Consider the following 14,976-nt stretch of genomic DNA (forward strand, 5'->3'; position numbering starts at 1 on the left):
GGGGCCAAAACGGCACGGCGCCAAAATGGCGCTTTACCCCGGAAACCTCGCGCCCGGCCCCGAACGGGGCGGCGCGAGGGTCAGGCGGCATCGGTGAGCGCCCGATCGAACGGCGCCGGCGCCGCGAGGTAGCGGAGGCCGCTTGCCGCAATCGTCACCCGGAGCTGCCCGCCGCCGGCGAGATGGCGCGGCCGCACCCAGGCGAGCGGGATTTCGCTCTCGCCGTCGCTCCAGCGCCAATGACCGCTTTCGGCGGCTTCGAGGGCGTGCCAGCCGGCGCCGAGGGTCGCCAGCGGAATTTCCGCGGCGCGGCCGCGCCCCTGCCAGAGAAGGCGATGAACGGCGACGCCGAGCGGCCGATGATCGGCGCAATCGGGCAGGATTTCCCCAGGCACCGCGATGCGCGAGACGAGCCGCGGCGCCGCGCCATCGGGCACCGGAAAGACATGGGTCGTGAACCCGCCCTCGCGTTCGATGGCGCTCGCCTCGATCCGGCGATCACCAAGGCGAAGATGGAGATCGGGCTCGGTGGTCTCACGCGCGCCGAGGGCGATGAGGCGCGCGCGCAATTGCCGCCGCGCCGCAACCCAGTGCGGTCCGTCCCAGATCAGCGGGAAACACGTCTCGTGCCAGGCTTTCGCCGGCCGCGTCGAGAAATCGGGATGCAGCACCATCCCGACACCTTCGAAATCGGCGCGGTTGCCGGTATCGAGATAGCTTTCGCTCGGGCAGTTTTCCGAGAACAAGACGGCGTGCTCGTCAAGCTCGACATGGAAATACTCGACCACAGCGACCGGCTCGCGCACGATGCTGAGGCCGTTCAAGAGATGCTCGGCCGGGATCAAAACACCGTCGAAATAGAAGGAATGCCCCGGCGAGACCACGAGATCGCGCGATGGCACGCTCTCGGCGAAGGCGCCGGCGCGGATGCGGATCGGCTGCACCGCCGCCGGGCGGGGATGGCGCCGGATATCGATCCGCCGCCGCCCGATCCAGACGATCGGCCGCCATTCGCCCTTGAGCGTCGCGACGCTGTCGCCATGCCGCAGCGCCTCGACCGCGATCTCACCGCGCGCGGTTCTGATCCGCGTGCCGCGCGTAAAACACGGGATGGTGTTGGCGATCGCTTCGTTGCCGCCGGCATTGGTGAGGCTGAAATCGCTCTGGGTGTAGCTCGCATTCGGGTTGAGCTGCAGGCTTGCGAGCGGCGTGCCGGACGCGCTGACCGTCAGCACATTGCCGGCGCCGAGCGCGAGCTGATCGGCGGCATTGTAGCTATCGCTGGTGAGAACGATGGTGTCGCCGGCGACGAGATGATCGATGGTCGCGGCAAATCCGCTGGCATCGCCGAGCCCGATTATCCCGCTATTGCCGAGCGCGAGCGTCTCGCCTGCGGCAACCGCGCCGGTGAGCGTCCAATCCGCCCCGCTCGCCTCGGTGATGGTCTGAAAATTGCGGTATTCGGCGCTGCTCCCGCCGATGCTGCCACTGACGGTGCCGGCGCTGGCCGCCGAGGCGAGGGTGATGCTGTTTGCCGTCGTCGCCGAGGCGCCGACATAACCGATGAATTTCGCCCCGGGATCGAGGATCAGCGAGGCATCGCCGCCGCCGAACGCAACCGCCCCGACGCTGCTGTAGGGGCTTTCGATGGTGCCGGCATTGGTAAGCGTGATCGCGGCGGTATCGGCCCCACTGACCGCAATCCCATGGTAGCCGGAAATCGTCCCGGCATTGATGATCGTCGCCCCGCCGGCCTGGATATAAACGCCACGGCCGACAAAACCGCTCCCAGATCCTTGCCCGCCCTGGATGACCCCGCCCTGGTTGTTGATGGTGTTGGTACCGGCGTTAGCATTGTCGATGATGACGCCGGTCGCGACATTGCCGGAGGCGATGATGTGGCCGTCATTAAGGAGGTAATTGCTGGCATTCGTGTTCCCGAGGGAAACGCCGACATCCTTGGCGACGTAGCTGGCGGCCACCCCGACACCCGGGGTGGAAGAAATCGTCCCGGAACTGGTATTGGTGACCGCGGCGCCGCCATTGTCGGACGGCGTCGCATCGGTGATCGAAACGCCGATGAGTGCCGAAATCGTTCCAGAATTCTCGACTGTCCCGCCATCGTAAAACGCGATGCCGGTGCCGTCGTTTTTTCCCGCCTGGTTTTCGATGAGCCCGGCGTTGATGACACTATCGCCGGTGCCGCCGCCAAAAGCTCCATAGATAGCGAAGCCAGAGGCGACATCGACGGTGCCGGTTTTGAGGATATCGAGCGTGTTGCCGCTTGTGATATGTTGCTCGAGAGCGGTGGACGTGCTGAGCGTTGTCGTGGTCATTGGCGGATTCCCAATTTTCTCCCATGCGCCCGCCACGGATCGGCTCTCGCCGCCGCACGGCAGTCAGAGCGATTTAGAGCGATTGCAAATCAGGAGGCAAAGACTATTTCAAGGCGTGAGAAAAATAATTGATAGCATCTAAAGTAGCGCACTCGTCATAGCGCGACAGTATTGTGAGAGTTTTCTCAAAATTATTTCAGACGCACGCTGGCGATCGAGCCCGTTTGCGCCGCGCGTGATCCGGTCTATGAAACCTTCGCTAGGAAAAGGAAAACGACATGGCCGTTGTCGTCGGCATTCCCGCGTGTGCGATTTCCAGTAAGGGCCAGGTGCATCACAGCGCGCCGGCGCGCTATGGCGCGGCGCTGCTCGAGGTTGCCGGCTGCGTTCCGGTGCTGATCCCACCGATCGGCGAGGCCGCCTTGGATCTGCTCGCGCGACTCGATGGCGTGCTGCTCGATGGCAGCCCGAGCAATGTCGAACCCTGGCGTTACGGCGCCGCCGAGGATCTGACCCCCGAGGCCCACGATCCGGCGCGCGATGCCACCACACTCGCCCTTGCGCGCGAAGCCCTGGCCGCTGGCGTGCCGCTTTTTGCCATTTGCCGCGGCGTTCAGGAATTGAACGTCGCGCTCGGCGGCACGCTGAGCCAGCGCGTCCACGCCCTTCCCGGCCGCTTGGCCCATATCGGGCGTGAGGAGGATCGCGAGGCGCGTTACGCCGCCCGTCATCCGGTGCGGCTCTCGGGGCAGCTCGCCGAAATCATCGGCGAGAGCGAAATCCTGGTGAACTCCGTCCATGAACAAGCGATCGATCGGCCGGCGCCCGATCTCGCCATCGAAGCCATCGCCCCCGACGGCACCATCGAGGGCGTGCGGGTAGCGAGCGCGTCAGGCTTTGCGATCGGTGTGCAATGGCATCCCGAGTGGCGCGCCGGCGACAATGCCGCAAGCCGCCGCCTCTTCGCCGCGTTCGCCGCCGCCTGCCGACAGCGTTCGCGCTGAGCCCGGCGCGAGACTCGCAAGAAAACCGGCGGCGAGCAGCACCAGGAACGCAAGCCCGATCGACCAGCGCAGAGAGTGGCGGAGCAGACGCAGCGCCTGCTCGCCATGGCCGCCTTGGAGCGCCGGCAACAGCAGCAGCCGGTTGCGCGCGGCCAACCCGAGCAGCAGCAGAAACAGCAGCGATTTCACCATCACGAGGCGCCCGTAAGACCCCGCCGTCAGCGCCGCCATACTGCCGACCAAAACGCTCGCCTGCGCCAGCGCCGTCAGCGCGAGGACGGCAACGGCACTCATCGCGAGCGCGGAAAACCGCGCGACCGGTGGCGCCGCGGCGGCCGCGGACAGCCGCCCGAGAAGCAGCCCGAGCGGCCAGATCCCGCCGAGCCAGAGGGCGGTTGCCAGCATATGCAGGCTCGCAACCGCCCACAGCGCACCGCCCCGCCAACCCGGCACCGCCGCGCCATGGAGCGAGCCCGCGGCCAGCACGAAAGCCAGTGCGAGCAGCGTCGCACCGAACACCCCCCCGCGCGCCCCGCGCCCGGCAAAGAGGGCAAGCGCCATCAGCCCCCCCTCCCCCACCAGCATCGCCCCGAAACGGCTGAAGCGGACGATATCGGGAACCGCGGCGAGAGCGTCACCGACGCTCGCCGCTCCGGCAATGACCGCCGCTTGCAGCACGAGCCGCGCTGCCGCCGCCAGCACGGCGAGCACCAGGCTCGCGCGGGCGAGGCCGGCGAGCCGTGCCGCCATGCCATCCCTAGCCGCGCCGTCCAGCGCCGCACCCGGCAGAACCGTCAGACGAAAGACGAAACTCCCGAACGCCGAGACCATGCCGCAGATTTGCGCGACCTGCGCCAGGGCGACCGCAGCTTCGGCCGGTGTCATCGCCCTGCCTTAAGGCGCGAGAACGGTGAAACGGAAACTCCCCGACGTCTTATGCCCGTCATCGGCGGAAACCGCATGCCAATGGACAGTGTAGACACCCGGCGCGAGTGGCTTGAGGGCGATGCCAAACCGCGTGCCGTCCTTGTTTTCGGCGTGGAGTTCGCCCCTATCGACCCGCGTCCCCTGACTGTCCTCAACCGTGATGCCGGAAAAGTGCGCGGCGATTTCTTCGGTGAAATCGATCACCACTTCTTTCGGTGCAGTTTTTACCGCGGCTTCATTCGCAGGCTCGCTCGCGCGGAGATAGGAATGGGCGAAAGCGGCGGGCGCGCCCAGCAAAAGCGAGAGGGCGAGGAGGATGAGTTTCTTGCTCATCAGATGATTTCCTTTTGCGAGATCAGTTTTTGCGGGCGAAAACCGGCAAGCCGAGAGAATCCGGTAACGCGATCGCGAATTGCATGCCGAGCGTGGTCGAGTTGGCGAGACGCGGATTGGGAACGGCAAAGCCGATCTGATCGGGATTGATGATGTATTCGACGAAGGGCTGGAGGGAGACGCCGGCGCCGATCTGCCAGAGATAGTTCAGTTCGAAATCGGTTTCGCCTTTGTTGGTCCGGCCGGGATAGCCGCCGAGATTGGCAAGCAAGGTCTGATCCTCAACGAGGCGCTGGTTGAACACCTGATACACCACGAGGAAGTTCACCGAATCATGCGGATGCGAAGCGAACGGCCCCTGATCCGAGAGCCCGGCCTGGTAATATTGCCGGATTTCGGACTGGTTTGAGCCGAACATCGTGCCGCCAAACACGGTGAGACCGCGCCGGGTCTCTGAGAGATCCGGCCGCCAGATCATCTGCTGGAACATCGCATAGAGCGATTCCCGCCCCTGGTCCTGCCGCGCGGTGCCGCCGTAAATCGGCAACGGCAAGCCAGCGCCGTTGAACAGCGGATCGGGATAGGGGCTGTCATCGTAAAATCCGCCGATCGCGTAAACGCGCGGATAGGAATCGGTCGAGAAATCGGTTTTGTAGCCGAGCTCAACCGGAACGAAGCTCCCACTCGCATGGCCGAGCCCCCAGTTATTGGTAAGGTTCGAGGCTTGGGTGTAGGCGTAGGGATCATCTTCATAGATGCCAGCACGGAGATAGGTCTCCGACGTCGGGTGAATCGAGATCCGCGCCCCCCAGGTCGAGGCGGGCGCGATCGCGGCGCTGTCGTTGACGAAAAACGCGGTAAAATTCGTACACGCATTGGTGAAAACGAAATCGCAAGCGACGGGCAAAGAGTTAAAATCAAATACTGGCGACTGGCGACCGATCAGCAACAAGACATGATCGTTGAATAGCGACTGGTCCCAGTCGAATTCCTGGAATTGCATCACTTCGTTCGGCCCGAAGGTCTGCGGCGTCAGCGTGTTTGAGCCGCTGAACTTGCCGTAATAGCCGCCGACCCGATCATCGACGACGATGTGCATTGCCGCTCCCGGAATGCCGGCGATGCGGGCCATGTCGAGATCGACCTCGACCTCGAAATCATTGTCGAAAACCGAACCTTGCTTGGCTCCGCCGGCGACATTGCTGGCGAGGATGCCGGTCTCGCCGCCATTGAGATAAATCCCGGCATTGGCCATCGCCTGACCGACGCCACTCGACGGGCCGAAGGTACTGAAATCAAACAAATAGCCGCTTTGCCAGGCGGTATCGCCAGCCGCGGCGGGTGCGGTGGCGCTCTGGGCAAAAGCGGTGGCGAGCCCTGGCAGAAGCCAGAGCAAGGCGGCGGCGAACGGGGCCGCACGCGACGGACGCAAGGGGGGCATGAGCGTGATCTTTCCTGAAACGAGTGCAAAAACCCGCCGCCGGCAAAGCCGGGACGGGGCGAGCAACTCAGATCAGGCGGGCGGGCCGCGCGGCCAGGCGCCGGCGAGGACGAGAGCGGGCGGCGCGCGCGCCGGCGGCGACACGTTGCCACGGCGCTGCCAGGCGAGCGAAGGTCCGGGAAGCGCCGGCGAGGCGGCTGGCCCGGCGAGCAAACTCGCCTCGGCGAAAGCCTGACAGAGCGGGCAGGTATCGCAATCCGTGCCGTGATGGGGTGCGGTCGGCGCGGTGCCGCCATCGCCGACATGGCAGATGACATTCTGCGCGCCGAGAAGGACACGCATCGCCTCCACCTGCATCAGATCGGCGAATGCGATCTGGCCGATGACCGCCCAAACCGCCGCGATCAGGCCAACGCGTCGCCCGAGGCTTGAAAATCGATGGCCAGAACCAGGTTTGGCGGATTTTCGGTGCATTTGCGCGAAAACCCTAACGAGGATGCCAATCTCGGTCAATCGGCTTGCGTGATCGCCGGCTTTCGCCGATCATGAAACCGTCTCGGACAATAGGGAGATAGCATGCATCGCCGCGCAGCACTCGGGCTGATCGGTCTCGCCGGCCTGGGCGCCGCCCTGCGCCCGGCGTTCGCGCAGATGCACCAGAAAACCCTGGTCATGATCGCCGACATGGTCGCAACCCCCTGGTCCGATCTGATGGCGAAAGGCTTGCGCCAGGGCGGCCAGAGCTATTTCCTCAACACCAGCCTGATCGGCCCCGAAAGCCCCGAGCCGTCGCGCCAAGCGGCGCTGATGCAACGCCTGATCGACGGCAAGGACGCGCCCGTTGACGCCATCGCCTTGATGCCGCTCGCGACCGCAGAACTCGCCCCACTCGTTCAGGCGGCGCGTGATGCCGGGATCCTGGTCATCACCTTGCAGGGCGAGGCGATCGCGACGCGGAGTTGGGATATCGAGCCGGTCGATCCCGCCGCCTTCGGGGTGCGACAGATGCAAGCGCTGGCACACGAAATGGGTGGGCGGGGCAAATACGCTGTCTATGTCGGCACACTCGCAATGCCCTCGCACCGGCTCTGGGCAGACGCCGCCATCGCCCATCAGAAAGCCAATTTCCCGGCGATGGCTTTGGCCGCGCCGCGCTTTCCTGATGGTCTCGAGCGCGCCGCCGCGAGCCGCATCACCGCAGACGTAATCGAGGCCTTCCCCGATCTCGGCGGGATTCTGGCCTTTGGCGAAAATGGCGCCGTTGGCGCGGGAAAAATCGTCGCCGCGCGCGGGCTTGCGCAGCAGATCGCGGTCGTCGGCATGGCGCTGCCCTCGCAAGCGCGCGAACTCATCATGGCTGGCGCGATCCGGCGCGCTTTCTGCTGGAATCCGCTCGAGGTCGGTAACGCCATCGCCGCGGTTTGCGGCATGATTTTCACCGGGCACGGCCTCCACACCGGCGTTGAGATCCCCGGCCTCGGCCTTGCCGATATCAACCTCGCGCATCACCTGATCCACGCCGACCGGGTGATCGAAATCGATCGGGAGAGCTTGCCCGGGCTGATCGCGGCGGGGCTTTAAGGATACCCGATCGCGCCGGGCCCGCGCTCCGTCTTACGCCTCCGCCAGCCGCGCCGCTTGATCCTCGGCGGCGAGCGCGTCGATGATCTCGTCCAACTCACCGGCCATGATCCGATCGATTTTATGCAGCGTGAGATTGATGCGATGGTCGGTGACGCGGCCTTGCGGAAAATTATAGGTGCGGATGCGCTCGCTGCGATCGCCGGTGCCGACCTGGGCGCGGCGATCGGCGGCGCGGGTCGCGTGCGCTTGCGCGCGCTGCTGCTCGTAAAGCCGGGCGCGGAGGATTTTCATCGCCTTGGCGCGGTTCTTGTGCTGGCTTTTTTCATCCTGCATCGCGACCACGATGCCGCTCGGCAAATGGGTGATGCGGACGGCGCTTTCGGTTTTGTTGACGTGTTGGCCGCCGGCGCCGGAAGCGCGATAGACATCGATGCGAAGATCGGCCTCGTTGAGCGCGACATCGACCTCTTCCGCCTCGGGCAGCACGGCGACGGTGATGGTCGAGGTATGGATGCGCCCCTGGTTCTCGGTCGCCGGCACGCGCTGGACGCGATGGACGCCGGATTCGTATTTCAGGCGCGCAAACACCGAGCGGCCGGTGATCTCGGCGATCCCTTCGCGAAGACCGCCGAGTTCAGTCGTGCTGTAATCAAGAATCTCGAAGCGCCAGCCTCGCCCTTCGGCATAGCGCTGATAGGTGGTGAAAAGCTCGGCGGCAAACAGCGCCGCCTCGTCACCGCCGGCGGCGGGGCGGATTTCGAGGATGGCGGCGCGCTCGTCAGCTTCGTCGCGCGGCAGCAGCGCGATCTGGATTTCGCGCAGAAGGCGCGGGATGCGGGCGCGCAGTTCGGCGAGTTCAGCCTCGGCAAGGGCGGCGAGTTCGGGATCGGCGCGCAACGCCTCGGCCTCCTCGGCCTGCCGTTCGGCATCGCGCAGCTCAATGATGCGCGCAACCAGCGGTTCCAGCTCGGCGAGTTCCTTGGACGCACGGCCGAATTCTTCGCCTGCGAGTCCGGCACTCAGCGCCGCGCGCAGCTCGTCGGCCCGCGCCTCGATGCGGTCAAGTTTTGGATCGAGGGTCAAGCGCCGCCTGCGAGCAGTTTTTTCACCTGGGTGACGACGTCTTCGATCTCGTCATGCGTGGTTTGCTCGCGCCGGCGAAGATCGCGGACGACGATTGCCCCCTGCGCAACTTCCTCACTGCCGAGAATGACCGCGACATGAACATCAGCGTCGGCAGCTCGCTTCAACGCGCGCTTGAGGGACCAGTAGGAATAGTCGACAGCAATGTTGTCACGACGCAATCTCTCCGTGATTTTCAAGGCAAGCCTTGAGCTTTCGGACAACGGGCCTTCGGTATTGAGCGGTGAAATGACGGAAACATGCCGTGGCGGTTTGGGTATTCTCTCTTCATGGAGCAGCATCGCTAACCGCTCAATTCCTGCCGCGAAGCCGACCCCGCCGCTCATGCCGCCGCCGAGCTGGTTCAGCAGATCCTGATAGCGGCCGCCCGCAAGGACGGTGCCTTGGGCGCCGAGACGCACGGTCACGAACTCGAAAGCGGTATGGCTATAGTAGTCGAGACCACGCACGATGCGCGGATTTTCGATAAAGGCGACGTCGCACTCCGACAAAGCGACTTTGACGTTGTCATAGTATTCCCGTGCGTAGCCGGTGAGATAATCCGTAATTTTCGGCGCTTGCGCAACGATCGCCTGATCGACCGGATCTTTGCTATCGAGGATACGGAGCGGATTTTTTTCCAGACGTATCCGGCTATCGTCGGAAAGCCTGTGAGCAAAATCACGCATATACGTGATCAACGCAGCACGATGTGCCCGCCGGCTCTCATCATCGCCGAGTGTGTTGATCTCGAGCCGCACGTCATCGGCAATCCCGAGGGCTCGCAGAATATCATAGCCGCAGGCGATCACTTCGGCATCAGCGATCGCATGGGTCGGCCCTAACAATTCCACGCCGATCTGATGAAACTGGCGAAACCGCCCCTTCTGTGGCCGCTCATAGCGGAACATCGGCCCGGCATAGAAGACGCGCTGCGGCAGGGTCTGGGTCAGGCCGTTCGAGGCCAGCGCCCGGCACACCCCGGCGGTGCCCTCGGGGCGAAGGGTAAGAGAATCGCCGCCGCGATCGGGAAACGTGTACATCTCCTTGGTGACGACGTCGGAGGTCTCACCGAGGGTGCGGGCGAAGACCTCGGTTTTCTCGAAAATCGGCGTCGCCCACTCCTCGAACCCGTAACGCGCGGCAACCTCGCGCGCGGTATCCGTCACGAACCGGTGCCGGCGCTGTTCTTCCCCGATCAGATCATGGGTGCCGCGCGGCGGCTGGACGGGCGGCATTTATTCCGCCGCCTGCTTCGGCGCTTGCGCCAGTTCGGCGGCCTTGGCTTCGACCAGATCGACGATGTGATCGATCATGCCCTCGGCGGCGATGGTGTGGTCGGTCTTGCCGGCGTGATAGACCATGTGCCGGCCATTGCCGCCGCCGGTGACGCCGAGATCGGTCATCAGCGCTTCCCCCGGCCCGTTGACGACGCAGCCGATGATCGAAAGCGTGAGCGGGGTTTCGATATGGGCAAGGCGCTCCTCGAGCTTCGCCACCGTCTCGATGACGTTGAACCCTTGGCGAGCGCAGGAGGGGCACGAGATCACCCGCACGCCGCGATGGCGCAGCCCCAGCGATTTCAGGATTTCCCAGCCGACCAGCACCTCTTCTTCGGGCTCAGCCGAGAGCGAGACGCGGACGGTATCGCCGATCCCGGCCCAGAGCAGGCTTCCGAGCCCGATCGCCGATTTTACCGTCCCGGTGCGGCGCCCGCCGGCCTCGGTGATGCCGATATGGAGCGGATGGTCGCAGATTTCGGCGAGCTGCTGATAGGCGGCGACGGCAAGAAAGACGTCAGAAGCTTTGACGCTGATCTTGAACTCGTGGAAATCGTGGTCCTCGAGAATTTTCGCGTGTTCGAGCGCGCTTTCCACCAGCGCCTCGGGGTTGGGCTCGCCGTATTTCTCGAGCAGATGGCGCTCCAGCGAGCCGGCATTGACGCCGATCCGCATCGAGCAGCCATGATCGCGCGCCGCCTTGATCACGTCCCGCACCCGCTCGGCGCTGCCGATATTGCCGGGATTGATGCGGAGACACGCGGCACCCGCTTGCGCCGCCTCGATGGCGCGCTTGTAGTGGAAATGGATATCGGCGACGATCGGCACCGAGACGGCACGCACGATGGCGGCCAGCGCCGCCGTGCTTTCGGCGTCGGGGCAGGAGACCCGCACGATATCGACGCCGGCGCGCTCGGCGCGCTGGATTTGCGCGACGGTCGCCGCGACATCGGTGGTCGGCGTGTTGGTCATGGTCTGGACGCTGATCGGCGCGTCACCGCCGACCGCGACCGGGCCGACATGGATCTGGCGCGAACGGCGGCGGGTGATTTGCTGATAGGCTCGATAGCTCATCGCGGGGCTCCGGTTCTGTCGTCGCGCGCCGTCTCCGCCCTGCGGCGGGCGCGGCGCCCGAACTGGGATATGGCCGTTATTGCGCCGGGCTGGAAGAGTGCGCGCCGGAATTCGCCGCCGCCGGCGCGCCGTCCGACACCGGCGCCACACCGAGCGGAACATCCCGCCGCACCTTACCTGCCGCGCCCAAAGGCGGCGCCGGCCTGCCATCGACGACGATTTCGGTGCCGCCGGCATTGCCGGTGGTAAGCAGCAATTGCGGCGCGCCCTCGGGCTGGTTCGGCACCGGCCAGGTCTCGCCGCTGTGGAGGATGCGGCTCAGAAGGACGTGGCCCTTACGATCACGCACCTCAACCCAGGAATCGGCACGGGCCCGAACGAGAATATGAGTGTCCTCCGCCGCGGCCATCGGTGTCCCGCCCGCGACACTGGCCGGCGCGGCGGGCGCTGTCACGGCCGGCGCGCCTGCCGCCGCCGTGTCCTCGGCGACCGGCGCATTATTGGTGGGCGCGGCATCGGGCGCTGCCGCCATCCGCGCAGGCGGCGCGGGCGTTGGCGGCGCGGGTGCGATCGCGGGCGCCGGCGTGGCGGCGCTCACCGGCGGGGCGGGTGAGGCGGCCGCTGCCGTCCCCGCGGATGTTCCCGCGGGCGGCGCCTGGGATGTCCCTTGAGACGCGCCTTGGGACGTCCCAAGGGACGTCATCGGAGGTTGGCTCGCGGCGATCTCCGGGGCGCCGGCCATCGCGGTTTTGCCGCCACTCGCCGTCGGCGGCGCCGGCGGCACCACCGCGGGCGTGATCAGCCGATCGGGGGCGGCAGCGATGGGTTCGGGCGCCGGCCGCTCGCCGGAAAGCCGGTACCACCCGACATAGGCACCGATCGCGATGACCGCGCCGAGCAGCACCACCGCGCCGGCCGGCACCCCGCGTTCGGGCACCGGGGCGGGGAATTGCAAATCGGTGTTGCGATGCTCGCCACCAAGTTCAGCGCGATAGCGCCGCGCCATCTCATCCGGATCGAGGCCGAGCAGCGTTGCGTAGCTGCGGACGAAACCGATCGCATAGGCCGGTGCCGGCAGGTCGGCAACGTGGCCGGTCTCGATCGCCCGCAAATGCGGCTCGCGAATGCGAAGTGTCGCCGCGACATCGGGTAGCGCCCAGCCCATGCGCTCACGCGCCGCCGCCAAGCGCGACCCAACGCCGGGCGAAGAACGCTCCATCACGGTCATCGCGTCACTCTCGGGAAGGGTCATCGCGCGATCTCCGCCCCGCCTCCCATCTCACGATCTCTCTGCACGCACCTCAAAAGCCTCACCTTTCCATTGGGCCTAACCTTCCCTCTGGCTCCGAGCCGGCAGCCCCCCGTCACGGGCGGCCGAACCCTCTCGCGGCGGTGGCGCGATCGCCGGCGGTCCGGCGGCGCTCGCCGGTCTATCACCGGGCCGCAAAAACGCGCCAACCAGGGTTTCATCACTCATAACCATGATCGACGACAGCATCATGCCGCAATTGCTCTCTGGCGTCGAATCAATCATGCGTTGCAGATCATCGCCGATTTCCGCCCAAGCACGCCGGATCCGGCTATCGCCCAGCCGCATTGCCCCGCCACATCGCCGATCAGTCAGATCACCGATCAGATCGGCACATCATGCTCGCGCGCCCACGCATCGAGCGGGCCGCGTAGACTAGCAACATCCCCGGCCTGGCGGCGCAGCGTCTCGAGGACGGCGCGGAATGCCGGAAAATCCGCCGCCGCCAGCGCCGCCTTCACCGGCAGGACCGCGGCAGCGTTCATCGAGAGCGTGGTGATCTCAAGGACCGCGAGGACGAGCGCCACCAGCGGCTCGCCGGCGGCCTCGCCGCAGAGCGAGAGCGGCACCCGCGCGGCAGCCGCACGGCGCGCGAGCGATTCGAGGAGGGTCAAAACCGGGGGCGAGAGAATATCATAACGTCCCGCCAGGGCTGGCGCGCCGCGATCGGCGGCGAACAAGAACTGCATCAGATCGTTCGAGCCGACGGAGACGAAATCCGCCGCCTCCAAAAGGCTGTCGATCTGCCAGAGCAGCGCCGGCACCTCGATCATGCTGCCGATCGAAAGCCGCGCCGGCGGCGGGCGCACCCGCTCGCGCTCGGCGAGCAAAAGTGCCTTGGCGGCAACGAACTCGGCGACGGTCGCGACCATCGGAAACATCACCGAAAGCGGCCGCCCGCCGGCGGCGAGCAACAGGGCCCGCAATTGCCGCCGCAGCAAAGCCGGGCGATCGAGGCCAACGCGGAGCGAGCGCCAACCCATCGCCGGGTTTTCCCCCCCCACCGCGTCAGCGTCCGGCAGCAGCTTATCGCCGCCGAGATCGAGGGTGCGAAACAGCACCGGCCGCCCCGCCGCCGCATCCAGCACCCGAGCATAAAGTGCCGCCTGCTCGGCGACATCGAGCAAGCGGCCGCGCGCCAGCATAGCGATTTCGGTGCGAAAGAGACCGATCCCCTCGGCGCCGACCCGATCGAGCGCCGCCAATTCCTGCGCGAGACCGGCATTGATCATCAGCCGGAAGGGAGTTCCATCGCGGCTCCGCGCCGGCGCCTGCGCGAGATCGGCCCAGGCGAGGGCACGCGCCGCCCGCTCGCGCGCTGCCCGCAAATACGCGCGTTGCAAATCCTCCGGCGGGCGCAGGATCAGTTGTCCCTCGTCGCCATCGAGGATCGCAAGATCACCCGCCGTGGCCGCCGCCACCGCGTCCCGCACGCCGCCGAGCATGGGAAGGGCGAGGGCACGGGCGATGATCGCCGCGTGGCCGGCAGCACTCGCTTCCTCGACCACCACCCCGGCAATGCCGCGCCCGTGCCAATCGAGCAGATGCGCCGGCCCCAGCCGCCGCGCGAGCAAAATCGCCCCCGGCGGCACCGGCGGCGGCGGCGCGCCCGCCTCGAGGGCGGCAAGCAGCCGCTCGGCGAGATCCTCGATATCGGCGACGCGTTCGCGCAGATAGGGATCATTGATGCGGCGCATGCGTTCGCGCACCTCGCTCGCCGCCCGCTCAACCGCCGCTTCCGCCGAAAGCCCGGCAGCAACGCGCCCGGCAACCCGTCGCAGCCAGCCAGCGTCCTCGGCGACCAGCCGATAGGCCTCGAGGACGTCGCGCGTCGTCGCCGCGGCTGGCAGCTCGCCTGAGGCCGCGATCAACTGATCGATCCCGTGGCGCATCCGCGCGACCGCTTGCGCAAGCCGCGCCTGCTCTCGCGCCGGATCGTCGGCGAGCAGCCGCGTCGGCGCCGGGCGTAGCCCATGCACCACCACCGGCCCGATCGCGAGGCCAGCGACCAGGGTCGTGCCGACAAAGTGCCGCGGCAGGGTGGTTGCCAAATCCTCGCCGCCGGGCTCGTTCGCGGCCATCGCGGCAAGCGGCTCGGCGAGCAGCATGGCAACGGTTTCCAAGGTCTCCGCCTCATCCTCGGCATAAAGCCGGGCTGCGCGGTTCTGCACCACGATGACGCCGAGCATCCTGCCGGCCCGCCGCACCGGCACCGCGAGCAACGCGGCGAAAGGCTCCTCACCGGTTTCCGGGCGATAGGCGAAGGCGGGATGGTTCTGCGCATCGGGAAGATTGAGGGTATCGCCGGTCGCCGCCGACAACCCGACCAACCCTTCGCCGATCCGGAGCCGAGTGCGTCCCACCGCCTCGGGGCGCAACCCGTGCGTTGCCACGAGTTCCAGCACCTCGCCCGGCCGCAGGGCGTAGATCGAACACACCTCGCTCACCATTTCGGCGGCGATGACGGCGGCGAGTTCGGAGAGCGGCGCCGCACTGCGCGCCATCAGGTCGCGGAGCCGCGCGAGCAGGCGCCGGCTCATGGCGCCGGTGGTCACGGGCGGGATGT

The 14,976-nt window shown here is 66.5% G+C and carries 12 protein-coding genes; 2 read left to right on the top strand and 10 right to left on the bottom strand.

Annotated elements, in window-relative coordinates:
- Positions 1–80 precede the first annotated feature (80 nt).
- The gene (locus tag DEF76_RS12270) at positions 81–2,336 is read right to left on the bottom strand and encodes a Hint domain-containing protein (protein ID WP_114912582.1); all 2,256 of its coding nucleotides are present in this window, start codon (positions 2,334–2,336) and stop codon (positions 81–83) included.
- A 278-nt stretch (positions 2,337–2,614) separates the two neighbouring features.
- On the opposite strand from DEF76_RS12270, the gene DEF76_RS12275 reads away from it, so the two are divergent.
- The gene (locus DEF76_RS12275) at positions 2,615–3,340 is read left to right on the top strand and encodes a gamma-glutamyl-gamma-aminobutyrate hydrolase family protein (RefSeq protein ID WP_114912583.1); all 726 of its coding nucleotides are present in this window, start codon (positions 2,615–2,617) and stop codon (positions 3,338–3,340) included.
- On the opposite strand, the gene DEF76_RS12280 is transcribed toward DEF76_RS12275, so the two are convergent.
- The 4 genes from DEF76_RS12280 to DEF76_RS12295 form a co-directional block, all read right to left on the bottom strand.
- A complete protein-coding gene (locus DEF76_RS12280) occupies positions 3,227–4,225 on the bottom strand; it encodes a CopD family protein (RefSeq protein ID WP_114912584.1) in 999 nt (332 codons plus the stop codon). The genes DEF76_RS12275 and DEF76_RS12280 overlap by 114 nt on opposite strands.
- A gap of 9 nt (positions 4,226–4,234) precedes the next feature.
- The gene (locus DEF76_RS12285) at positions 4,235–4,600 is read right to left on the bottom strand and encodes a copper resistance CopC family protein (protein ID WP_114912585.1); all 366 of its coding nucleotides are present in this window, start codon (positions 4,598–4,600) and stop codon (positions 4,235–4,237) included.
- 22 nt (positions 4,601–4,622) lie between these two features.
- Positions 4,623–6,041 carry a carbohydrate porin gene (locus tag DEF76_RS12290; RefSeq protein ID WP_114912586.1) on the bottom strand — a complete coding sequence of 473 codons (1,419 nt, stop codon included), beginning with the start codon at positions 6,039–6,041 and terminating at the stop codon, positions 4,623–4,625.
- Between the two features lie 72 nt (positions 6,042–6,113).
- Complete coding sequence (locus DEF76_RS12295; protein WP_162800624.1) at positions 6,114–6,515, bottom strand: hypothetical protein; 402 nt, start codon at positions 6,513–6,515, stop codon at positions 6,114–6,116.
- A 102-nt stretch (positions 6,516–6,617) separates the two neighbouring features.
- On the opposite strand from DEF76_RS12295, the gene DEF76_RS12300 reads away from it, so the two are divergent.
- Positions 6,618–7,622, top strand: a complete 1,005-nt coding sequence (locus tag DEF76_RS12300) for a substrate-binding domain-containing protein (RefSeq protein ID WP_114912588.1) — start codon at positions 6,618–6,620, stop codon at positions 7,620–7,622.
- A 33-nt stretch (positions 7,623–7,655) separates the two neighbouring features.
- On the opposite strand, the gene prfA is transcribed toward DEF76_RS12300, so the two are convergent.
- The 5 genes from prfA to DEF76_RS12330 form a co-directional block, all read right to left on the bottom strand.
- Positions 7,656–8,708, bottom strand: a complete 1,053-nt coding sequence (gene prfA / locus DEF76_RS12305) for a peptide chain release factor 1 (protein ID WP_114912589.1) — start codon at positions 8,706–8,708, stop codon at positions 7,656–7,658.
- The gene (gene hisS / locus DEF76_RS12310; RefSeq protein WP_114912590.1) at positions 8,705–9,985 is read right to left on the bottom strand and encodes a histidine--tRNA ligase; all 1,281 of its coding nucleotides are present in this window, start codon (positions 9,983–9,985) and stop codon (positions 8,705–8,707) included. Before hisS ends, prfA begins: the two co-directional genes overlap by 4 nt.
- Positions 9,986–11,101 carry a flavodoxin-dependent (E)-4-hydroxy-3-methylbut-2-enyl-diphosphate synthase gene (ispG, locus tag DEF76_RS12315; RefSeq protein WP_114912591.1) on the bottom strand — a complete coding sequence of 372 codons (1,116 nt, stop codon included), beginning with the start codon at positions 11,099–11,101 and terminating at the stop codon, positions 9,986–9,988.
- Positions 11,102–11,177: 76 nt separating this feature from the next.
- Complete coding sequence (locus DEF76_RS12320) at positions 11,178–12,353, bottom strand: helix-turn-helix domain-containing protein (protein WP_114912592.1); 1,176 nt, start codon at positions 12,351–12,353, stop codon at positions 11,178–11,180.
- A gap of 380 nt (positions 12,354–12,733) precedes the next feature.
- A complete protein-coding gene (locus tag DEF76_RS12330; RefSeq protein WP_240318999.1) occupies positions 12,734–14,965 on the bottom strand; it encodes a putative PEP-binding protein in 2,232 nt (743 codons plus the stop codon).
- Positions 14,966–14,976 lie beyond the last annotated feature (11 nt).

The organism is Acidibrevibacterium fodinaquatile, from assembly GCF_003352165.1.
GTDB lineage: Bacteria > Pseudomonadota > Alphaproteobacteria > Acetobacterales > Acetobacteraceae > Acidibrevibacterium > Acidibrevibacterium fodinaquatile.

Excerpts from the sequence above, each read along its gene's own strand:
- DEF76_RS12270 (WP_114912582.1), bottom strand. The coding sequence starts at position 2,336 with ATGACCACGACAACGCTCAGCACGTCCACCGCTCTCGAGCAACATATC.
- DEF76_RS12275 (WP_114912583.1), top strand. The coding sequence starts at position 2,615 with ATGGCCGTTGTCGTCGGCATTCCCGCGTGTGCGATTTCCAGTAAGGGC.
- DEF76_RS12280 (WP_114912584.1), bottom strand. The coding sequence starts at position 4,225 with ATGACACCGGCCGAAGCTGCGGTCGCCCTGGCGCAGGTCGCGCAAATC.
- DEF76_RS12285 (WP_114912585.1), bottom strand. The coding sequence starts at position 4,600 with ATGAGCAAGAAACTCATCCTCCTCGCCCTCTCGCTTTTGCTGGGCGCG.
- DEF76_RS12290 (WP_114912586.1), bottom strand. The coding sequence starts at position 6,041 with ATGCCCCCCTTGCGTCCGTCGCGTGCGGCCCCGTTCGCCGCCGCCTTG.
- DEF76_RS12295 (WP_162800624.1), bottom strand. The coding sequence starts at position 6,515 with ATGCACCGAAAATCCGCCAAACCTGGTTCTGGCCATCGATTTTCAAGC.
- DEF76_RS12300 (WP_114912588.1), top strand. The coding sequence starts at position 6,618 with ATGCATCGCCGCGCAGCACTCGGGCTGATCGGTCTCGCCGGCCTGGGC.
- hisS (WP_114912590.1), bottom strand. The coding sequence starts at position 9,985 with ATGCCGCCCGTCCAGCCGCCGCGCGGCACCCATGATCTGATCGGGGAA.
- ispG (WP_114912591.1), bottom strand. The coding sequence starts at position 11,101 with ATGAGCTATCGAGCCTATCAGCAAATCACCCGCCGCCGTTCGCGCCAG.
- DEF76_RS12320 (WP_114912592.1), bottom strand. The coding sequence starts at position 12,353 with ATGACCCTTCCCGAGAGTGACGCGATGACCGTGATGGAGCGTTCTTCG.